Genomic DNA, 21,722 nt, shown 5'->3' with positions numbered 1-21,722 from the left:
GATGCAGTTGGTGCTCGACAAGCGTGATGCTCAACAAAAAATATGAACCTATTAATGCCAGTGGCCAAATAGATAACGGCTAAGTTAACACTATGATGCGGTTAACACCAAAACGCTGTTAGCACCATCAAGCCACTGACAAACTGATTGATAAGATAAGGAAAAAGGTATGTCAAAGTTAAAGCTTAACCCTTATTTCGGCGAATACGGCGGCATGTATGTGCCACAGATTTTAGTGCCAGCCCTTAAACAATTAGAAACTGCCTTTGTGGAAGCGCAGGAAGATGACGACTTTAAAGCCGAATTTACCGATTTACTGAAAAACTACGCGGGTCGCCCTACAGCACTGACCTTAACCCGCAATTTAAGCCCCAACCCTATGGTGAAAATCTACCTCAAACGGGAAGATTTACTCCACGGCGGCGCCCATAAAACTAACCAAGTGTTAGGCCAAGCCCTGCTTGCTAAACGCATGGGCAAAAAAGAAATCATTGCTGAAACTGGCGCAGGACAACACGGCGTTGCCACCGCCCTTGCCTGCGCGCTATTAGGCTTAAAATGTAAAGTCTATATGGGTGCTAAAGACGTTGCGCGCCAATCACCGAACGTATTTAGAATGCGGTTGATGGGCGCGGAAGTCATTCCTGTCACCTCAGGTTCTGCCACCTTAAAAGATGCCTGTAACGAAGCGATGCGCGACTGGTCTGGCAGCTACGAAAAGGCCCACTATTTGCTCGGCACAGCTGCGGGGCCACATCCGTTTCCAACCATAGTGCGTGAATTTCAACGCATTATTGGCGAAGAAACCAAGAAGCAAATGCTGGAACGTGAAGGTCGTCTGCCCGATGCGGTTATCGCCTGTGTGGGTGGCGGCTCTAACGCTATCGGCATGTTTGCTGACTTTATTGACGAGCCGAGTGTCGAACTGATTGGCGTCGAACCTGCGGGTAAAGGCATAGACACGCCAATGCACGGCGCGCCGCTTAAACACGGTAAGACAGGTATTTTCTTCGGTATGAAAGCGCCTTTGATGCAAGATAGCGAAGGCCAAATCGAAGAATCCTACTCAATTTCAGCTGGATTGGACTTCCCATCCGTTGGCCCGCAGCATGCGCATCTTAATGCCACAGGCCGCGCCCGTTATGAATCGGCTACCGACGATGAAGCGCTAGAAGCCTTCCAACAGCTGGCGCGCTGTGAAGGGATTATCCCTGCATTGGAATCGGCCCATGCTATCGCCTATGCCGTGAAAATGGCGCGCGAGTGCACCAAGGAAACCATTTTAGTGGTCAATCTCTCCGGTCGTGGCGACAAAGATATTTTCACCGTTTCTGACATTTTGAATGGTAAAGAGGAATAATAAACATGAGTGACACGTCTACCAACACTGGCCGTTACCAAGCCACCTTTGCCAAACTCAAAGCCGAAGGTCGTGGCGCTTTTGTCCCATTCGTCACCCTTGGCGATCCTAGCCCTGAGTTATCGCTGAAAATTATCGATACCTTAGTGCAAAACGGTGCCGATGCCTTAGAACTGGGCTTTCCGTTTTCCGATCCCTTGGCCGATGGCCCTGTGATCCAAGGTGCTAACCTGCGTTCTTTAGCCGCGGGCACGACTCCAACGGCGTGTTTTGAATTACTGGCGCAAGTGCGTGCTAAATATCCTGAACTGCCAATCGGTTTGCTGCTGTATGCGAACTTAGTTTTTGCCAATGGCATCGATGCGTTTTACGCCAAAGCGCAGCAAGCGGGTGTGGATTCAGTGCTTATTGCAGACGTACCCGTGGAAGAATCGGCGCCCTTTAGCGAAGCCGCAAAAGCCCATGGTATTGCGCCAATTTTTATCGCGCCGCCCAATGCCGACAGTGAAACCCTTGCACTGGTTAGCGCCAGCGGAGAAGGTTACACCTATCTCTTATCCCGCGCAGGGGTGACAGGCACAGACACTAAAGCTGGCGTTCCGGTGGAAGAAATTCTATCCAAATTGAAAACTTTTAACGCGCCGCCACCGCTACTCGGCTTTGGCATTGCCGAACCAGCTCAAGTGAGCGCCGCAATCAAAGCAGGCGCTGCAGGGGCAATTTCTGGCTCTGCCGTCGTGAAAATCATCGAAACCCACCAGCACGATGAAACTAAGCTACTGGCGACACTTGGCGATTTTACTCGCGCCATGAAAGCGGCGACCTAAGTTAATCAAGATGTCAATCTCTGAGATAAATTACTGATTGAAATTAACAATCTAAATTACTGATTTAAAATAACAAACTAAGTCACTGATTTAAATTGATAGCCTGAATCGCTAGTGCTTAAGGCGCAAAGAGAGAGAAAAATAAACAAAATAAGTGAGGCACATTCGCAGCCTCACTTATTTTCTCTTTAAATTGACCGACTCCTATGTTTAGCCTGCCTTGCTCACCTCATTGTTAGTGTTCTTTTACGGCTCTTATCTTTCTCAACAATCACGCCTCAAACACCACACCTACCGTGACAAGAAATCAAACTGATAGCTTAACGGTTATTTAGTCGCAGTTATTTAGTCACAGTTCCTCGGTAGCATGTCTGTATCGAAATGAAATGGACTTTATATGCCGTATCGGATCTATATACTCGAGCTAACACCATGTGGCAATGGTGTTGAAGGTGAAGTCGCAGGCAAATACGACAATGGCGCACCGATTTGGTTTTATTACCAAGGCAGCGCTCAAAAGGCAAGAATGCGCTTTCCGGTTAACCAATGGGTGACGGTTGAATTACTCGGCCAACTAGCAAGTGTTCAAGTTGACATCATTGAGCAAGCTCCACGCCTACCAATTCAATTGAACTTTGAAACTTCAGGACAAATCGTCGACATCAGCCAAACACCCGAAGATACGATTTACCTGTCGCACTCAAACCTTGCACTCCCCTTTGATACTGAGCTGGGCAAATCCCCTATTTCGCTCGGTCACTGGGTCAATGTGACGGGCGAGCTTTGGGTAAAATTAAGTGCTGATCCCTGAGCTAACTGTGAACGTACAGATAGGCTAGCTTTGGCTTTAATGATTGCGCTTTAATGATTGCGCTTTATCGGTGCAATACCTAGAATGTCGCCGCGCGGGCTAAACTTCATCAATCGCTTAAATACCTTGCTTCCGCTATTGAACCCGATGGGGAAAGCAAATGAAGTCGATAGTGGGATTGACAGTGTTAGCCTGTGACAAATCATTCGCCTGATGAATTTCCAATAGAGGATCCGATGACTATTTCTAAATCTTTGCCCGATGACAAACCTCGTACTTTTTTGGGCACGCCTAAATTACCAGCCAAGTATGCCACGGTTGTAATGCCATTTTTTCTTTCTATTCTAATGAGTTGTATCGTTTCTGGGATCAGTACTTTCAATGGCGTTGGCGCTTCACCGCAGTTTATCGAACTCTGGCTCGGTGCTTGGCTGATCTCATGGGTGGTCGCCTTCCCGACACTGCTGATGGTGTTGCCATTAGTGCGTAAAATTACCGGACACTTTGTCGATTTACGCTAGCTTTACGATTTAGCCTTTCGAACTCGCATTCTGAGTTAACAGCCACATTTCAAAGCCGTCTTAGGACGGCTTTAGCTTAAGTTCATGCCCTTAATAATCGCGCACTGCCGCTATCCATACCGAGATAACCGCCCTATTTACAGTTCCAGCCAATAGCAGTTTTAAGCGAATAGCTCTCTGAGAAAATACCAAGCTAAGCGAATACATCTGGGGGTAATGCCTCTGAACTCATTCAGCAGAGCCAATGCATTTAAACTTAACCCACACCCGACTCATTTACCCAGCGCCTTCAGCGAGGCTCCAGCCTGCGCTTTACAATGGATTTACACTGACTGTTTAGCGGCACCTATCCCCATTGGACTCAGCCGAGATTACCGCAATCTAAATCAATTCCCCTCGATTAATAAACCAACACAAATATCGATATAACCACCTGTATTTATAGAAATAAAAGTCAAAGCACTCGTAATCCCTCGATTATACACCCCTTAAGTTTAGCCTTTTTGCCAGCCAATTATCTTGCCGTCACATACGTTATTAACCGTACTTAGCCCGCTTATCCGTAAGTTAAAAGTATTAACCCTCGCCACCACCCAAATGAGAATGGTTTGCATTTGAATATTTTCACGTGCTAATTTACTCGCCGTTGTCGGGACAGAGGCAGCAGGAAAAATGGCCTAAGGACTGCGCTAAACATAGCGAATTAACCACAGCAAGATAGATAGCCAAACAGGCTATTTTGACTGCCGTATTAACTTGGTTTGCGTCCTTAGGTAACTGATTACTGGATCGGCAACACGCAACAGCATGCTGCCAAAGGAGGCGTAAGTGACTACTCAACAAAGGGAAATGGATCGCGAAATCTTTGATCTACTCGGCATAGGCATTGGCCCATTCAATCTTGGCCTCGCCGCCTTATCAGAACCTATCGACGGCTTTAACTGCTTATTTTTAGATGCTAAAACCAGCTTTGACTGGCATCCAGGCATGCTACTCAAATCCTCGAGACTGCAAACCCCCTTTATGTCAGATCTAGTGACTATGGCCGATCCCACCAGCCGTTACAGTTACCTTAATTTTGCCAAAAAGACGGGTAGACTTTATCCCTTTTACATTCGTGAGAATTTCTTTTTACCTCGCCACGAATACAACTTGTACTGCCAATGGGTAAGCCAGCAACTCAGCAATCTAAAATTTGGCTTTAAAGTCACTCAAGTGGATTACAACGCCGGTGAAAGTATTTATCGAGTCACAGGTTTTGATAGACGCAGTGGCAAAACCCATACCTATCAATGCCGAAAGCTAGTGTTAGGCACAGGAACAGAGCCTTATCTGCCAAAGGATTGCCCCATTCAAGATGCGCGGGTCATGCATACAGCCAGCTATATGCAGCAAAAAACCTACCTGCAGAGTCAGAGTGCCATCACTGTCATTGGCAGTGGCCAAAGTGCGGCGGAAGTATTTTACGATCTACTGCAAGACATTGATACCTATGGCTATCAACTAAATTGGATGACGCGGTCAGCACGTTTCTATCCCTTGGAATACACTAAGCTGACGTTGGAGATGACCTCACCAGATTATGTCGATTACTTCCACGAACTAACACCGGAAAAACGCTGTGCTTTGATCGCCAGTCAAAAATCGCTCTACAAGGGCATTAATGCAGAGCTTATCAACGACATCTATGACTTGTTATATCAAAAGCGCTTGATTGCGGATTTCCAATGCCAATTGATGACCAATGTGGCGTTAACCCGTATTCAAACTGACCCAGATGCACTCAAGTTACATTTCCAGCATCAAGAGCAAGATACCCCTTTGAGCCAAACCACGGGCGCAGTGGTGTTAGGCACTGGCTATCACTACCGTTTACCTGAATTTATCAAAGAGATAAAGCAACAGATCGAGTTCGATGATGCGGGACAACTTAGCGTGCAACGCGACTACAGCATAGATATTCGCGGGGATATTTTTGTCCAAAATGTCGGTTTACATACCCATGGGGTAAGCTCACCGGATCTGGGAATGGGCTGTTATCGCAACGGCATCATCTTAAAAGCCGTGCTTGGTTATGCGCCCTACCATATTGAAGAACATATCGCCTTTCAAACCTTCGATCCGGCCAAACTTGCCAAGCATCAGCCCTGCGGCGCCAATGCAATTAATAGACTGGTTCTTAACCCTAAACATTTCCCTAAGACGTCGCCGCACAACAATAACGCTGATGCATCGCCGCATCTCTACCCAACCCAAACGCCGACTTCGAGTATGAACGCAGGCGCTGGAACCCATATGTCAGTCTTGATGGCGCCGAATAAGGAGGCGCAATAATGGCGAGTCATTTCAGTGATCATTGTTTAACGCAGCTATCAGCGATGACAAGCGTCAATGGTTTCCAGTTCAGAGCGTTAGATCTTAAGCAAGACACACCAACACTCCAGTCTTGGTTTAACCAAGAGTACGCGCAGTTTTGGGGCATGCAGGGCTTGAATCTCGCCGCCATAGAGAACCATATGGCAGCCACGCAGCATAAGTTTGCCTTGATAGGTGAGTGGCAGGGCAAATCACTCTTTATGGTGGAGCTCTACGATCCCGCCCACGATGAAATCGGTCACCACTATCCTGTTGCACCGGGGGATTGCGGTATGCACCTGATTATCGCGCCGCCCGATGGCAGCCCAATCAACGGCTTATCCTTCAAAGTGATGGATGCGATAGCGCAGCTCGTGCTTGAAAAATTGGCCTTTAACCGCCTAGTGGTTGAACCCGATCAACTCAATAGCAAAATTCATCGCTTAAATAGCCGAGTGGGCATTCGCTATGAAAAAGCGATTCAATTAAGCACTAAAGCAGCTTACCTGGGATTTTGCACTGCGGCCGAACGCCAGCTGGCATCAAACACGCCCTCTTCGACGGGCTTAGTCCAGACAAGCTCAGCGCTGCCAAGCTCGCTCGCGGCGCCCGTAACCTCTCCCATGACATTATCGACTCTTTAGGTGAACTAGATGAACTTACCCACAAAAGCCTTACTAATGGATCCATTGACAACGCAGGATCATCCAACTCACGCAGCGGATCAACTCAACCCAGCGCTGTCGTCAACCTCAACTTCTATGCCGGAACATTTGACTCCCGCCTATTGGCAAGCGGCTAATCGGCATTTAGTGAAGAAAATCCTCTGCGAATTCACCCACGAGAAAATCATCACGCCGACCCTATACGGGCAAAAAGCGGGGCGTAACCACTATGAACTCAGGCTCAAAGACAGCACTTATTATTTTAGCGCACGACATTATCAGCTAGATCATCTTGCGATTGATGCTGACTCCATCCGCGTTTCAGTCGCAGGTCAAGAGCAAGCCCTCGATGCGATGTCGCTGATCATTTCCCTTAAAAGTGACTTAGGGATCAGTGAAACCTTACTGCCCACGTATTTAGAGGAAATCACTAGCACCCTCTACAGCAAGGCGTACAAGTTAGCGCATCAGGCGATTCCCGCCGCCACGCTGGCGCGAGCCGATTATCAGAGCATAGAAGCAGGTATGACTGAAGGCCATCCGGTGTTTATTGCCAATAACGGACGGATTGGCTTTGATATGCAGGATTACCGTCAGTTTGCCCCAGAAAGCGCGATGCCAATACAGTTAGTCTGGCTAGGAGTACGTAAGAGTAAGACCACGTTTGCCGCCCTCGAAAACTTGAGTCACGACGCGTTACTCAAGGAGGAGCTTGGCCAGCAGTTCGATGATTTTCAGCAGCATCTTAAAAACCAGCAGCACGATCCACAGGACTTCTACTTTATGCCTGTGCATCCTTGGCAGTGGCGTGAAAAAATCGCCCGCGTCTTTGCCGGCGACATCGCCCGCGGCGATCTGGTTTACCTTGGTGAAGGCAATGAGCAATACCAAGTGCAGCAATCGATACGCACTTTCTTCAATCTTGCATCACCGCAAAAGTGCTATGTCAAAACCGCGCTTTCTATCCTAAATATGGGCTTTATGCGTGGTCTATCGCCCCTTTACATGAGCTGCACACCGCAAATTAACCAGTGGGTGGCGAACTTGGTTGAGAGCGACCCTTACTTTACTCAGCAAGGGTTTGTGATCCTTAAAGAAATTGCCGCCATAGGTTATCACCACCATTATTACGAGCAGGCGCTCACCCAAGATAGCGCCTACAAAAAAATGCTCTCTGCCCTGTGGCGCGAAAGCCCACTGCCACACATTGAGCCTAAACAAAATCTGATGACCATGGCTGCGCTACTGCATACGGATCATGAAGATAAGGCCCTTATTGCAGCCTTGATAGCCGCCTCAGGCTTACCAGCAAAGGATTGGGTCAGTCGCTACTTAAACCTGTATTTATCGCCGCTGTTACATGCCTTTTTTGCCTACGATCTGGTCTTTATGCCGCACGGGGAAAACCTGATCTTAGTGCTCGATGAATACGTGCCAGTCAAGATTTTAATGAAAGACATAGGTGAAGAAGTCGCGGTACTCAATGGCGCGAAGCCGCTACCTGATGATGTAAAACGCCTTGCAGTAAGCCTTGAAGAAGAGATGAAGCTTAACTACATCTTACTGGATATTTTTGACTGTATTTTCCGCTATTTAGCACCGCTGCTCGATGAGCAAACCAGTGTCAGTGAAAGCCAATTCTGGGAGTTAGTGGCGGACAATGTACGTGATTACCAAGCCCAGCATCCACATTTGGCCGACAAGTTTGCCCAATACGATCTGTTTAAGGACAGCTTTGTACGCACGTGCCTCAATCGTATCCAATTGAATAATAACCAGCAAATGATAGACCTCGCCGACAGGGAGAAAAACCTGCGTTTCGCCGGCGGCATCGACAATCCCTTGGCGGCCTTTAGACAAAGCCATGCCTTTAAGCGCCCCAAACTTAGCAGCGCTGAGCAAAGGAAACGTTAACACACCACAAAGTGGATAACCCCGAAACTTTAGCATGGGCCAATGTTGGCCCAGCTTGTTTAACCCCAACCTAAATGGAATTAAAGATCACCATTATGAAGACTTTCCCTCTCTCCAGCATCGCACTCGTCTGCAGACAAGCCATCGTTAACCCAAAGCTATTGCTGTGCTCAGCCATGTTAGCCAGTGTGCCCCATGCCGTAGCAGACACTGTCGATGCGGATGGTAAAACCAAGAAGCACCAAAAAGAGATTGAAATCATTAATGTCATTGGCGCTAAGGATTTACACGACAATCGCTATAAAACCCAAGCGATGAACACAGCGACAGGGCTCGATTTATCCTATTTAGAAACGCCGCAGTCGGTCACGTCTATCACCCGCCAAATGATGAATGATCAACAGCTTAATAGCGTGATTGATGCCATGACCAGCGTTGCGGGGATCAATGCTCGCCCTATGGATAACGACAGATACAGTATTAGTGCCCGCGGTATTGCCGTGACCAGCATTTTATACGATGGCGTGCCCACCACCTACGACACCCGCTTCAACTATGGCGATAATCTCATCGACACCGCCATCTACGAGCGAGTAGAAGTGGTACGCGGCGCGACTGGCCTCATGACGGGAGCCGGTAACCCCTCGGCGGCCATTAACCTTATCCGTAAACGCCCGACTCAAGAGTTTATGGGCAACACCTCGTTAAGTGTGGGCTCATGGAATAATGTGCGTGGTATGGTCGATGTTTCCAGCGGCTTAAATGATTCAGGTTCTGTGCGCGGTCGCGTGGTGGCCGCCTATCAGGATAGAGATTCGTTTCAAGACAGGTACGAGCAGCAGCGCACCACCTTATACGGCATAGTCGAAACCGATATTGGCGATAGCACCTTGTTCACCCTAGGGGTTGATTACCAAGATGCCACTCCGAGCGGCACTATGTCGGGCGGCTTACCACTATTTTACAGTGATGGCAGCCGCACTAACTATGATCGCGCCACTTCAACGGCGCCCGATTGGGGCTCGGCGCATACCCAAGGCCTCAATACCTTTGCCAGTCTAGAACACAGATTTGATAATGGCTGGAACCTAAAAGGGACTTACACTTATGGAGACAACTCGTTGGAGTTCGATGTGCTATGGGCCACGGGCTATCCCGATCCTGTAACCAATATCGGCGCAACTGCAGGCTCTATCGCCTATGTCGACGGCAGTCGCACCCAACACAATGTGGATTTGCGCGCCGAAGGACAATTCCAGCTCTTTGGTCAGGAACATCAATTGATGTTTGGCTGGAATGGCCAACGCCAAGAGTTCGCCAATCCCTACTATAATCCCACAGTAAAGGCGCCACCACTGGGAGATTTTCGCGATCCGAACTTCCAGTACCCTAAACCTCAATGGCAAGATACCTCAGACATTGGCTCATCTGGCGAAACCAAGCAGAGTGCCGCCTATGTGGCGACGCAGCTCAATCTCAGCGACGCTTTAGCAGTCCTCGTCGGATTACGCCTCAATGAGTGGGAAACCGACCAAGATAACTTTAAAAGCCTATACAATTTCAACATCAGCAACGAACTCACTACTTACTTCGGCCTCACTTACGCTTTGACCGAACAATATTCGCTCTACGCCAGTTATACTGACATTTTTGCACCGCAAACTAAGCAAAAAATCGATAAAAGCTACCTAGAACCGGTCAAAGGGAAAAACTACGAAGGCGGGATTAAGGCGAGTCTATTCGATGAGGCCTTAGATATGTCGCTGTCGGTGTTTGAGATCAAGCAAGACAACATAGGCGTAGACACTCGCACACGCATTCCTGGCACCACCATCCCAGTGTACAGAGAAGTCGATGGTACGAACACTCGAGGTTTAGAGTTCGAAGCGACGGGTAAAATCACTGATGACTGGAATGTTTACTTAGGCTACACCCAGTTCACCACCGAAGATCCTAAGGGCAAGCGCATCAATACCACGTCACCACGTCAGCAGTTAAAACTCTTCACCACTTATACCTTTGGTGGTGATTGGCATAAATTGCAAATTGGTGCGGGGGTTAACTGGCAGAGCCGCGTCTACCAAGATGCCGATAAACCTGTAGGCAATGGTATAGACACGTTTAGAGTCGAAGTCGAGCAAGACTCCTATGCACTGGCGAGTCTGATGGCAAGTTACGCCTTCACCGAGCAACTTAAGCTTAGCGCCAACCTGCACAACGCCTTAGATAAAACCTACTACAGCCAAGTAGGTCAATACAGCCAATTCCAATACGGTACGCCGCGCAGTGCCAGCTTAACCTTGGACTATCGCTTCTAAGTCAGACTTTTATTGAGATAGTTCGAAAAACCTTGTGAGCCCAAATCTTGGGCTCACAAGGTCCTCAACTATTGGACTTATCAATAATAGCGGGGCTTATCAATCACAGCGGCAATCAATCACAGCCATTAAGGAGTCACTATGGCAAGCCAACGAGGAGACACCAGACTGCAACTATTGCGCGATACCTCGCCAAGCCACGACGATTTTAATCACACCATTTTGACACTCAATCAGCTGTTACATGAGCGGGCGCCCTTCTATGGCGAGCACTTTAGCGCAACGTCCTCACCCACGGGACTCAGTTTTGATGAATGGAGCTGTGCCGATACCTATCAAACACTGCTAGCGCGTTTTGCTATAGCGCACCCTAGCGCCGAAAGTCAGACTGAAACTAAAACCGAAAACGAAACCGAGACGGATAAAACAGCTGCAACCAGCCGAGCGCCCGCTTTCGCCAGTAAAAGCGCTGAGGTCAGTAAAAACGCTGTGGCCAATCGAAAAGACACTCGCAAAGCGCTGCATTCACTTTGGGGCCAATGGTATTTCGGCCTCTTAGTCCCGCCTATGATGGAATGGATTTTCAATGCCCCAAAAGCCGCATTCGAGACTCTTCACTGGCAGCCACGGTCCGTGTTTATGCAGCTACACCCCAGTGGCCGAGTGGCCAAATTTGAATTTAACATCGCAAAACACCAGCCAATTACTGCTTTGACTTTTAAACAACCTCACGGCATCGAGCCACTTTGCCAAACCAACACTAAGCCAAGTATCAAGATAGACACTGAGGTGCACTCGCCATTAAGCCCATATAAGCCGCCAGTTGATAAAGAACTCGCCCTACAAGGCCTTATCTTAAACTTACTGCAGCCGAGTGTTGAGCGCCTGCTCACTCTGAGCCCTGTACCCGCCAAGTTATATTGGAGTCACTTAGGCTATCTGATCCACTGGTATCTTGGGGAGCTGGGACTCACTGAGCCGCACAGCCAGCAATTGAAACAAGCCCTGTTTCGCCGCACGACCTTTTTAGATGGCAGCACAAATCCGCTGTATAACAGCATTAACTTACTCATCGAACCAGAGCAAGATAGCGCAACACCTTACACAGTTGCGAGAATAGTAACGAGTACAGCATCGCGCTCAAAACCGAGCCCAAAAATCCACTGCATTCGCCGTACTTGCTGCTTAAGGTATCAACTCGCCAACACTGGCCAATGCCACGATTGCCCGCTGTTAAGTCGTGCAAAGGTTAACGTCAACGCCGCCAAGCAAACGTGAAGCGAGCTTATAAGATTAAATCGGTTTAATGGGCAAGATCGCAATCCTAGGCCCATGATGCTTTTGCCCTTATGTTGCACATGCTACACTCAAGCCCATGTCTCTTTAACACGATTAATTATGAAACAACTGCTTGATTTCCTGCCCCTCGTCATCTTTTTTGCCGTCTATAAATTTTTCGATATTTATATCGCCAGCGGCGCATTGATCGCAGCCACAGCGCTTCAATTGATCGTGACCTATGCGCTATATAAGAAACTTGAAAAGATGCACTTAATCACCTTTGCTATGGTGACAGTGTTTGGCACACTCACTTTAGTGTTCCACGATGATTCTTTTATCAAGTGGAAAGTGACCATCATCTACAGCTTGTTTGCCATCGCCTTAGGCGTCAGCCAATTGCTCAATAAATCGATATTAAAGTCGATGTTAGGCAAAGAAATGCAAGTAGAAGACAAGATTTGGGCTCGAGTAACTTGGTATTGGGTCGTCTTCTTCGCCAGCTGCGGCCTAGTCAATATCTATGTTGCCTTTAGTTTGCCATTAGAAACGTGGGTCAATTTTAAAGTGTTTGGTTTAACCGCTTTAACCTTAATTAATACTGTCCTGACCGTATTTTATCTTTATAAACACCTTCCCGAAGATCAACGCAAGGAACTCAAATAATGTGGTATATGATTTCAGCTCAAGATTTTGAGAACAGTTTAGAAAAACGTTTAGCCGCTCGCCCTGCCCATTTAGCTCGCCTGCAAGCTCTCGCCGATGAAGGTCGTTTACTGATCGCTGGCCCACATCCAGCCATTGACAGCGAAAACCCAGGTGATGCTGGCTTTAGTGGTTCACTGGTTGTCGCCGATTTTGAATCCTTAGTGGCAGCAAAACACTGGGCCGATGCCGATCCTTATATCGAAGCGGGCGTGTATAAAAGCGTGGTCGTTAAACCTTTCAAACGAGTCCTGCCCTAATGAAAATAGTGTCCTTTAACATCAATGGTCTGCGCGCGCGCTTGCATCAATTACAAGCCTTGATCGACAGCCACCAGCCCGATATTATCGGCCTGCAAGAAACCAAAGTACACGACGAAGCGTTTCCATTAGCCGACGTCGAAGCCATGGGATATCAAGTGCATTACCACGGCGGCAAGGCCCACTATGGCGTTGCTATGTTGTCTAAAGTCGCGCCAGAAAAGCTGCAAAAAGGTTTTCCAACCGATGACGAAGATGCCCAGCGCCGCATGATTATCGGCACATTTACCCAAGCGAATGGTCGTCCGTTAACGGTATTCAACGGCTATTTCCCCCAGGGCGAAAGCATAGATCACCCAACAAAATATCCTGCTAAACGTAAGTTTTATCAGGATTTAATGCACTACTTGCAGACAAACCACAGCAACGATGAAGATATCGCCATCATAGGTGACATCAATATTTCGCCGACCGATTTAGACATAGGCATAGGTGAAGTCAATCGTAAGCGTTGGCTAAAAACCGGCAAATGTAGCTTCCAACCGGAAGAACGTGAGTGGTTGAAAACCTTGCAAGACTGGGGTTTAGTCGACACTTTCCGTCAATTACACCCAGAGCGCATCGAACGTTATTCTTGGTTCGATTACCGCAGCAAAGGTTTCGATGATAACCGCGGCCTGCGTATTGATGTGATTTTAGCAACGCCTTCACTGGCAGCACGTTTAGTCGAATCCGATGTCGATTACGATCTGCGCGGCATAGATAAACCCTCAGACCACGCGCCCATTTGGAGCACGTTCAAAGAGGCTTAATCCGCAGGGTTAACCATCTCATAGACATAAAACATCGGCATTAGCCGATGTTTTTTTTTGAGAGTGACTTAAGCAGAATGAAATTGGCACAAGTAAGTTAAAAATGAACAGCATACATCGCAGAAAAGTTGTGAGCTTAGCTTCAGTCACAGATTAATCGTGAGCCATGGCATTCACTCATCGACGCGGTGAATAGAAACCTAGGGTTTCTGAGCTTATGAACGAGAGCCATGGTCGTTCTCATGCATCCCTGCATTGCACGACATTCAGGCGTCCTGCCTATCAGATAGCGAACTGGCAGTTAAACAGGGACGTTGTTCAAGTCCATCCTTGGATGCAGGGCCGCCCGTCTGATGTGAATGGATTCACAAATGCCGCGATGGCATGAACGCCAAAGAGCGGCCATGGGGCGGACGGTCGTCTCGCAAATCACCAAGACTCACCTGTTTAGCATCGGCGAAGCCTGTTTGTTTTAAAGAAATACATAGCAAGCTTTTGGACAGAAATGCGTTGGAAAGTAGTGTTTGGGGAGCAGTAATTTCAGTTGTTAGAAGTTTAGCGTTTACGGGCATCCACTCGCACAGGCTTGCCATGGCATTCGCTCGTCGACTCGCAGCAAGTCCATCCTTGGATGCTCGATCGCCCCGTCCATGGGGCGGACGGTCGTCTCGCCAATCACCATGGCACACCTTTCGAGCATTCGCGTAATCTGTAGATTTACAAGATATACGCAACATACTTTGGGACAAAAACGAGCTAGGGTTTTAGCTCTAATTCGTGACAATCAAATTAAAATTTCTATGGGTTAAAGTCCGGCTCACACTGGTTTGAAGCCGCGATACGGCGGATAATAGGTCGCTGTACAGCCGATTGTCAGCGCGTGATTTCCAAAGCTGCGAATGACTATATGCATCTCTTGTTAAAGGCCGATATAGATATCGCAAAAAGCACAATTAGAAATGACGCAGCGGCGAATGCAGCGAGTCCAGCGAACCAATCTGCCCAGCCGGGATAAGTTGCTTGTAACAACGGCCTTAGGACAAGGTCGGCCAGCCCTGCAGCTCCAACTATACCAAACACAGCTGTCAACCATCGGTCCATTCGGGACCGTCGCTTTTCTGCGGTATAACGTCTCTCATCTAGGTACCATCTAGCTTGCTCTTTACCTGACGCGATGAGTCCTATTGTTCCCGCAGCAGTCATCAAATACTCAAGCGCATCAGTAATCTCTCCCGCTTGGCTTGACTTGTGAATTACAGAATTGGCTTTGGCCAAAGTTTCGTACGCATACACAAGTTGTTCATCTGTTAGGGGACCTTCTGCTATGTCACATGCACGCGCAATACGAATATTGTGGTACTCGAAGTGTTCTGCTCTAGCCTGGTTCTCTAGCAGTCGAGTCCTTGTGTTGGGATTATCCCAAGTATTGTCAGATTCGCCGGATGGTCGTAACCACGTCCAGAGCAAAATTGCTCGATTACCGTGTAAGCAATAGTCGTTAAATAGACGAAGGTCTGGAGGAAGCTGCGGAGTATCATTCACTCCAGCAGAGCGGAGCAAGATACGCGATATAGACTGGCCGTATGAGTCAAATAATTGGTCCTTGGACTTAGGCTGACCTACGAATCGCATTAAGGAAATCGAAGGTCGACCTTGCCACAACTGAACACCCACTACATCGTCATTCTTTCTGTAACTTGTTGAGACTACCAGTGAAGCTACAGCATTAGCGTAGATGGATCTGCAAAGGTCGATCGTTCCCTCCCACTCCGTTTGCTCCTCCGAGCCCGCTATTTGATGAAGGATCCATGGCTCCCCATCCAAATCGAAACGTCGTCCTTCCTTAACGAGGGAATTGTCGAGTGCAGTTCTTGCGGTTCGTCGCATCTTCTTAACGAGCTTACGTGCCTTTCGGCCAAATACACGTTGCCCACCAATGGACATTTCACTCTCGTATGCATCAGGCAAAAGCAGATCACCATCTATTTTTTGAAGTGCCGCTTTTACCCAAACAGATTTAAAGTAGCGCTGGAACAAATTGACTACATCACTGATGAAATCTTCCTCGCTCAAGTCGCCCCATGTAGTATCGAGTTGAAAGCTAATACACATGAGTCCGTCAGCATGAAGCTTTAGGGATGGGTAAACTGGCAGAGTCAAGTCTTCATTTTCCAGTACTACTGGTGGTAGTGCGGCTCGCAAATACGGAGCTACTTGCCCAACCTCATCGCCTTCGATCCGGCGCTCGTGAAATGCAAGCTCCAAGCAGAAAGCTAGCTCCTTGGCGGTATACTGTGGCAAAGAGTCGCTAAACTGAACCGTCCAGCTGTTCTCCCACCGACGTCCCTGCGGACGAAGCCATTCGACCTGAACCTCGCCATATTCATCAAGATATATGGCCTTCAAATCCGAAAAACAAACAGTCCTTACTATGCCCGCCTCGAGAAGTGCCTTAGCCGTTTTAAGAAGATCTACTTTGGTGACATTAAGGCCAATTGCGTAATTATAGAAGCAGTTCACTTGCTGTATCCGCATGTTTCCCGGTTCGGTCTTCATAGATAGCACTCCAAACTGTGAATTGTAAGGCTACTTACATAGCCGAGGAGCTGTGCGATAACGCTAAAAACAGAGGCGTATTTATACGTCCGCCCAATTTTGCTTGTGTACGTTTTGCATGGACGATGAAAATACTCTGTGGGAAGCTTAACGTTTAATAACATACTGTTATTAAACGTTAACTACTAGCGAATGGCAAGGGGATATCAGTGAGAGTTGCTTTAGAGGAAACCGCAAGCAAAATTGCGATTTGATGAACAAGAACATGATATGAGGCAGTAACATTACTAAAATTTGGTCAACATTCTGATATTGAACTTAGCCATGTCACGCAGTTAACTCGTTATGGGGCAATAGCTTTTTTAGCTGAACTAACAGCTAGAGGGTTGGGGAGGATTGGCATTGTTGCACCTGTGACCTTCTAAAACAGGATGTTTTAGTTGAGCCCTCAGGGACGAGTTTATGGCGAGTCACAGGGGAAACAATGACAATGAATGCTACACAACTGACGATACAATTATCTTGCTTTGGGGCAATATCTTTTTAGCTAAACGAACAGCGAAAGGGTTAGTTAAGATTGGCATTGTTGCACCAGTGCCCCTCTAAAATAGGGACATTTAAGTAATAAAAGGAGGTCGTGATATTGGGGAAATAGTGACAATTAATGCTAAGCAACTCAGTTATCTGCTTTGAGGTATTTCGATAATGAAATGGCGGAAATCTACGATTTCCGCCATTGTCGGATGATACGTTACTACTTAACATGAGACTCAGTATCGGGCGTTATTACTCAACAACCCATGCCGACGACTCACATTAAAGGTAAGACATTAGCTAGTGCGGTACTGCTTTAAAATGCCATCTAACTCGACCGAGGCATGGTGCAGATCATTGGCTAAGGTCACACTGCGCTGGGCCGTTTGTTTGATGGTTTCCGACTGATGGCGGATTTCATTCAATTGTCCGGCAATGTCCCGCGCGGCGACACTCTGCTCTTCCGCCGAGGCGGCAATTTGGCTGCTCATATCAAATACCGCATTCACCGATTGCGCCATACCTTGAACATCGTCACCGACGGCAATAATCGCGCTGCGGCCTTCATCGGCCTGATCGACTATCTCCATGGTAATGCTAGATAAACGACTCGTGCCAGACTGTAAGCCTTCAATCATAGACTGAATTTCTACCGTGGCCTGTTGAGTTCGGCCCGCTAAGGTGCGCACTTCATCGGCGACCACGGCAAAACCACGACCCTGCTCACCGGCACGCGCCGCTTCAATGGCCGCATTTAGGGCTAACAAGTTAGTTTGCTGCGAAATACTGTTAATCGTCGTGACCACGGCATCGATACTCGCCGCATCCTTAGACAATTGTTCCACCGATGAAAACGCCGCGCCAATCTTAGTTGAAAGTAAGCCAATACTTTCCACTGTCTGGCTAATTCGCCCTTGGCTAGCCGACATTTGGGTTGAGTTTTCTTTGGTTTGCAGCGAAGTGTTGCTCGCGTTGATAGAAACTTCTTCAATCGCTGAAGTCATTTGCGCCATTGCCACGGCAACGGAATCGAGGAATTGATGTTGGAAACCAATCAGCTCATCACTGGTGGCCGCCTGTTGATTAAATTCATCGGATGCTAATGACAAGGTTTGTGCATTTTTACCAATCGCCGACACCATTTCACTCATGTTATCGGCGCAGCGGTCAATTTCGCGGGCAATCAAACTGAAATCGTCAGTGCCAAAGAAGTTTAATCTAAAGCTCAAATCACCATCAGCTAAGCGTTTGATGGCTAAGTACATGTCCCACAAGCCACCGCCGAGCGAGGTCGAAATCCAGTAACTCAGTTGGAATAAGGGCAACAAGCCCACTAATGCTAACCAGAACATAAAGTTAGCATCGCTGCGCGCATCGACTTCCCACTCATGAACATTCTGCGTCAGTTGTAAGGCTTGCATGCCTGACACGCTGGCGCTGGCCGTCACTTTATCCCCTTGACGCTGTGCCTCACTTTGCCTTGAAGTCACGGTTAAACCGTATTGACTGGCAAATTGTGATAAGGCATCAGCCTCTAGCTTTTGCGCCGTGGCAACTTGCGCTAAGGTATCGACGCTCGCTTGAACGCGGGCAATAGACGCTTGCTCGATGTTTCGGTGCGCGTGTTGATAGTTGACGAGTGCCACGGCGGCCGTGATCAACGCCACCATAGAACACACTACCCAAAACTTTCCGTTGAGACTGAACTTGATCAATATGGCATCAATGGTGCGAAACTGGATTTGTTTCATCTTGATAATTCCTAAGAACAAAATGCTATTTGGCACTAAATCAGCATTATAGCTCAGATCGCTTCGACAGCTATGTCAGTCATAAGATCTGAGCAGATATTATGCTAATCCGCGCTAGCCACTTGACTACGCGTGGCGGCAGACCACTTTTGTGTCAAGCTAACCAACTGCCCCGTTAACAGGCTCATACTAAAACCTAATAAGCCACCAATGATCAACGACGGCACGACATTGGCCACATCACCCGCCATGGCAAAGGTAGTGCAACAGCCAATAAATGCGCCGGGAATAAAGCTAAGCTTTTGATAACTAGCCTGTAAACACATGGCCGAAGTGGCTATGCCGGTAAAAATATACCCAAATACGGGCGAAATAAAAAAGCTGCTGCCAGAGATAATGAGCCACGCCCAAAATACACCGGACAGATTAGTGCACCACGCCATCATCACGCCTTGAAAACCAGCCTTAGGCTGAGCAAAAAAAGTGCTGCAACCTAAAAAGCCAATCCAAGTGACCAGATGAAAGGCATCTGCGACACCACACCAAATAGCCGCCAATAGGCCGGCTGAAATAGCGACTTGCCAACGATTTTCCATGGATGACCCCTTTATAATTCTATTCACGGAAGTTTATCTGTTAGTTAAATTACCTCTATTCTGGTAACAAAAACCTGATCTATTGCTAATTTTCGGCATTAATGCCCGTAAAATCGCTAACAAGCAAATTTTTTGTGGTAAAAAAACGAAAAAAGCGCTTATTAGGCGCTTTTTTGTTCAAACAGCTTTCAGTTAACCCTTCTGCAGTGCCCTACACTCGCAATAGTTTATTCACGGGAAGATCGCGGATCCTCTGCCCCGTCGCCGCAAAAATCGCATTGGTTAAACTCGGGGCAACGGGCGGCACACCCGGCTCACCCACGCCTGCGGGCGGCGCATCGGATGCAATAATGATGATCTCCATATCAGGGGTTTGGGGAAGTCGCAGCAAAGGATAATCGTGGAAATTCGATTGCTGCACTTTACCCTCTTTGTAAGTGATTTCACCCATCAAGGCTAAACTCAGGCCAAATACAATCGCACCTTCTGTCTGTGCTTTTACCCTATCAGGGTTAACTATCGTGCCCGCATCTATGGCTGCGATGGCATTGAGCACTTTAAGCTGTTTATCCTCACTCACTTCCACCAACATAGCCACAGCGACGTAACTCACAAAACTGCGGTGTACAGCAAAACCCCAGCCCTGATTTTTACCCGCCTTGGGCGCTTTAGCTTGGGCTTTTTCGACCGCGTCGATTACCCCAAAATAGCGACTGACGTCCACGGGATGACGATCAAGATCTTCGCCATAGTTGCCATATTTAAACTGTTGGTCGGTAAAGGTCTCACGCCTTGCTTCACCTAACAGGCTACGCCACATTGCAGGGCAAGAAACCTGTGACCTATGGGCCATTTCATCGACAAAACTGCCGACACTAAAACCGTGCTGAATGTTACACACAGAACGCATCCAACCAATACGGCTATGCGCCTGCGCTTTTACCGCTTCGTATCTTAAATTCGGCAAAGCAAAGGGCACATCCACAAAGCCTAAATCCAACTCACCGCCAGAGGGATATTCCACCCCTTCGGCAAAGGTTGAACTGATCGATGGGAATCCCGTACGGGCTAAAAGCGCGGTCGGTTTGTTGCTGGCATCAAACAGTGCCTGATAGGACTGGGCGCTGATAGCATGGTAATAACCGTTTTGAATTTCATCTTCGCGGCTCCAACTCACCTTAATTGGACGCTTGAATTGCTTCGATAACAGCGCGGCTTCAACGCTAAAATCAGGTTTAGATTTACGCCCAAAACCACCACCCAATAGGGTGACATTCACTTTAATCGCATCTTCTTCCATCCCCAGCGCAGCGGCCACATTTTGCTGTGTACTTTGCGGCGTTTGGGTCGATGCCCAGATTTCACAGCCCTTTTCAGTCACATGGGCAGTAGCAACGGGCGGCTCAATAGAGGAATGGATTAAATAAGGCACGGTATAAACCGCCTTTAACGTATTCGCTTCGGGCCAGTTTTTGATTTCATCACCAACTTGGCGCACAACATTACCGCTTTGCTGTACCCGCTCGACCAACTCTTTCAAATAAAGGCTTGAATCATGCTGACTGTTGTCGGCTTGAGTCCAAGTGACCTTTAATGCTTTGCGCCCTTCAAGGGCACTCCACGTGTTTGTGGCGATAACAGCAACGCCGCCCAAAGCCTGAAACGCGGGTGCGCCCTTAGCGGCGGGCAAACGATACACATCCACGACACCGGCCACTTTGCGCGCTGCGGTATCATCCAAGCTTGCCACATCGCTCCCAAGCACGGGCGGGCGCATGATGCTGGCGTAGAGCATGCCCTCGAGTTTGATATCGTAACCATAAATCGCGCTGCCGCTTAACATGGCATCCATATCAACGATTTGGCGTGATGCGCCAATCTGCTTGAAATCTTTAACCTCTTTAAAGGTTAACGACTCAACGGCAGGTACGGGCTGCTTTGATGCGGCTAACGCTAACTCGCCAAACTTGGCCGAACGGCCAGATTTAGCATGCAACACTTTATGGTCGGCGGTATGCACCTCGCTCACGGGGACTTTCCAACGTGCGGCGGCAGCCTGCTCTAGCATGGTTCTTGCCATCGCCCCCATCTGGCGCATGCGGTCGTAATTTTCGCGAATACTGCGGCTACCGTCAGTGTTTTGGCTGGCATAACGTTTATCAGCTAAACCTTGAATAGGGACAATTTTATCCCAATCCGCTTCTAACTCTTCGGCTAAGACTTGCAGAATGCCGGTTCTGATCCCCTGTCCCATCTCGGAGCGATGGCAAGTGAGGTACACTTTGTCGTCTTCACCAATGGCAATAAACAGATTCAGCCGCGCTTCTTTATCCTGCGCCAGCGCCATGGGGCTCCATGTTAGTCCGCTCGCCCCTAATGCTAATCCGCCCCCTACTGCGCCAAACAGTTTTAGCACGTCGCGGCGGCTGATATTTTCTACGGCAGTAAAAGTACTCATA

At 48.1% G+C, this 21,722-nt stretch carries 16 protein-coding genes; 12 read left to right on the top strand and 4 right to left on the bottom strand.

Going from position 1 to position 21,722, the window contains the following annotated elements:
* The first annotated feature begins 169 nt into the window (after positions 1 to 169).
* From trpB to xthA, 12 genes are all read left to right on the top strand, one after another.
* Positions 170 to 1,360 (top strand): tryptophan synthase subunit beta, encoded by a 1,191-nt coding sequence (gene trpB / locus Q4Q54_RS12825; RefSeq protein ID WP_063884781.1) that lies wholly within the window; start codon positions 170 to 172, stop codon positions 1,358 to 1,360.
* 5 nt (positions 1,361 to 1,365) lie between these two features.
* On the top strand, positions 1,366 to 2,187 hold the full coding sequence (gene trpA / locus Q4Q54_RS12820; protein ID WP_311988634.1) for a tryptophan synthase subunit alpha: 822 nt from the start codon (positions 1,366 to 1,368) through the stop codon (positions 2,185 to 2,187).
* A gap of 397 nt (positions 2,188 to 2,584) precedes the next feature.
* The gene (locus tag Q4Q54_RS12815; RefSeq protein ID WP_311988633.1) at positions 2,585 to 2,998 is read left to right on the top strand and encodes a glycerate kinase; all 414 of its coding nucleotides are present in this window, start codon (positions 2,585 to 2,587) and stop codon (positions 2,996 to 2,998) included.
* A 236-nt stretch (positions 2,999 to 3,234) separates the two neighbouring features.
* Positions 3,235 to 3,519 carry a DUF2798 domain-containing protein gene (locus tag Q4Q54_RS12810; protein WP_006082193.1) on the top strand — a complete coding sequence of 95 codons (285 nt, stop codon included), beginning with the start codon at positions 3,235 to 3,237 and terminating at the stop codon, positions 3,517 to 3,519.
* An 828-nt stretch (positions 3,520 to 4,347) separates the two neighbouring features.
* A complete protein-coding gene (locus Q4Q54_RS12805; RefSeq protein WP_311988632.1) occupies positions 4,348 to 5,853 on the top strand; it encodes a SidA/IucD/PvdA family monooxygenase in 1,506 nt (501 codons plus the stop codon).
* Positions 5,853 to 6,518 (top strand): GNAT family N-acetyltransferase, encoded by a 666-nt coding sequence (locus Q4Q54_RS12800; protein ID WP_311988631.1) that lies wholly within the window; start codon positions 5,853 to 5,855, stop codon positions 6,516 to 6,518. Before Q4Q54_RS12805 ends, Q4Q54_RS12800 begins: the two co-directional genes overlap by 1 nt.
* 9 nt (positions 6,519 to 6,527) lie before the next feature.
* Positions 6,528 to 8,453, top strand: a complete 1,926-nt coding sequence (locus Q4Q54_RS12795) for an IucA/IucC family siderophore biosynthesis protein (RefSeq protein ID WP_311988630.1) — start codon at positions 6,528 to 6,530, stop codon at positions 8,451 to 8,453.
* Between the two features lie 74 nt (positions 8,454 to 8,527).
* Entirely contained in the window at positions 8,528 to 10,771 is a 2,244-nt protein-coding gene (locus tag Q4Q54_RS12790; protein ID WP_311988629.1) for a TonB-dependent siderophore receptor, read from the top strand.
* A 141-nt stretch (positions 10,772 to 10,912) separates the two neighbouring features.
* Complete coding sequence (locus Q4Q54_RS12785) at positions 10,913 to 12,049, top strand: IucA/IucC family C-terminal-domain containing protein (RefSeq protein WP_311988628.1); 1,137 nt, start codon at positions 10,913 to 10,915, stop codon at positions 12,047 to 12,049.
* A gap of 120 nt (positions 12,050 to 12,169) precedes the next feature.
* Positions 12,170 to 12,715 carry a septation protein A gene (locus Q4Q54_RS12780; protein ID WP_012587356.1) on the top strand — a complete coding sequence of 182 codons (546 nt, stop codon included), beginning with the start codon at positions 12,170 to 12,172 and terminating at the stop codon, positions 12,713 to 12,715.
* On the top strand, positions 12,715 to 13,014 hold the full coding sequence (locus tag Q4Q54_RS12775; protein WP_006082200.1) for a YciI family protein: 300 nt from the start codon (positions 12,715 to 12,717) through the stop codon (positions 13,012 to 13,014). Before Q4Q54_RS12780 ends, Q4Q54_RS12775 begins: the two co-directional genes overlap by 1 nt.
* Complete coding sequence (gene xthA / locus Q4Q54_RS12770; protein WP_107404273.1) at positions 13,014 to 13,826, top strand: exodeoxyribonuclease III; 813 nt, start codon at positions 13,014 to 13,016, stop codon at positions 13,824 to 13,826. Before Q4Q54_RS12775 ends, xthA begins: the two co-directional genes overlap by 1 nt.
* A gap of 903 nt (positions 13,827 to 14,729) precedes the next feature.
* Here the strand turns inward: xthA and Q4Q54_RS12765 are convergent.
* The 4 genes from Q4Q54_RS12765 to Q4Q54_RS12750 form a co-directional block, all read right to left on the bottom strand.
* A complete protein-coding gene (locus tag Q4Q54_RS12765) occupies positions 14,730 to 16,382 on the bottom strand; it encodes a hypothetical protein (RefSeq protein WP_259480657.1) in 1,653 nt (550 codons plus the stop codon).
* 830 nt (positions 16,383 to 17,212) lie between these two features.
* On the bottom strand, positions 17,213 to 18,667 hold the full coding sequence (locus Q4Q54_RS12760) for a methyl-accepting chemotaxis protein (protein WP_311988627.1): 1,455 nt from the start codon (positions 18,665 to 18,667) through the stop codon (positions 17,213 to 17,215).
* Positions 18,668 to 18,771: 104 nt separating this feature from the next.
* On the bottom strand, positions 18,772 to 19,263 hold the full coding sequence (locus Q4Q54_RS12755; protein WP_006085447.1) for a DUF1097 domain-containing protein: 492 nt from the start codon (positions 19,261 to 19,263) through the stop codon (positions 18,772 to 18,774).
* A gap of 211 nt (positions 19,264 to 19,474) precedes the next feature.
* Positions 19,475 to 21,721 carry a molybdopterin cofactor-binding domain-containing protein gene (locus Q4Q54_RS12750; RefSeq protein ID WP_311988626.1) on the bottom strand — a complete coding sequence of 749 codons (2,247 nt, stop codon included), beginning with the start codon at positions 21,719 to 21,721 and terminating at the stop codon, positions 19,475 to 19,477.
* Between the last annotated feature and the right edge of the window lies 1 nt (position 21,722).

Origin of the sequence: Shewanella sp. SP2S2-4, assembly GCF_031932025.1 — a bacterium.
In the GTDB taxonomy this organism is placed as follows: Bacteria; Pseudomonadota; Gammaproteobacteria; order Enterobacterales; family Shewanellaceae; genus Shewanella; species Shewanella baltica.
Note: the sequence above shows the minus strand (reverse complement) of the source record. Positions and strands in the feature narration are given on the sequence as shown.

Coding starts and splice junctions, on each gene's coding strand:
- Q4Q54_RS12765 (WP_259480657.1), bottom strand. CDS start 16,382: ATGAAGACCGAACCGGGAAACATGCGGATACAGCAAGTGAACTGCTTC.
- Q4Q54_RS12760 (WP_311988627.1), bottom strand. CDS start 18,667: ATGAAACAAATCCAGTTTCGCACCATTGATGCCATATTGATCAAGTTC.
- Q4Q54_RS12750 (WP_311988626.1), bottom strand. CDS start 21,721: ATGAGTACTTTTACTGCCGTAGAAAATATCAGCCGCCGCGACGTGCTA.
- Q4Q54_RS12800 (WP_311988631.1), top strand. CDS start 5,853: ATGGCGAGTCATTTCAGTGATCATTGTTTAACGCAGCTATCAGCGATG.
- trpB (WP_063884781.1), top strand. CDS start 170: ATGTCAAAGTTAAAGCTTAACCCTTATTTCGGCGAATACGGCGGCATG.
- Q4Q54_RS12755 (WP_006085447.1), bottom strand. CDS start 19,263: ATGGAAAATCGTTGGCAAGTCGCTATTTCAGCCGGCCTATTGGCGGCT.
- Q4Q54_RS12815 (WP_311988633.1), top strand. CDS start 2,585: ATGCCGTATCGGATCTATATACTCGAGCTAACACCATGTGGCAATGGT.
- trpA (WP_311988634.1), top strand. CDS start 1,366: ATGAGTGACACGTCTACCAACACTGGCCGTTACCAAGCCACCTTTGCC.
- Q4Q54_RS12810 (WP_006082193.1), top strand. CDS start 3,235: ATGACTATTTCTAAATCTTTGCCCGATGACAAACCTCGTACTTTTTTG.
- Q4Q54_RS12780 (WP_012587356.1), top strand. CDS start 12,170: ATGAAACAACTGCTTGATTTCCTGCCCCTCGTCATCTTTTTTGCCGTC.
- Q4Q54_RS12790 (WP_311988629.1), top strand. CDS start 8,528: ATGGAATTAAAGATCACCATTATGAAGACTTTCCCTCTCTCCAGCATC.
- Q4Q54_RS12795 (WP_311988630.1), top strand. CDS start 6,528: ATGAACTTACCCACAAAAGCCTTACTAATGGATCCATTGACAACGCAG.
- xthA (WP_107404273.1), top strand. CDS start 13,014: ATGAAAATAGTGTCCTTTAACATCAATGGTCTGCGCGCGCGCTTGCAT.
- Q4Q54_RS12775 (WP_006082200.1), top strand. CDS start 12,715: ATGTGGTATATGATTTCAGCTCAAGATTTTGAGAACAGTTTAGAAAAA.
- Q4Q54_RS12785 (WP_311988628.1), top strand. CDS start 10,913: ATGGCAAGCCAACGAGGAGACACCAGACTGCAACTATTGCGCGATACC.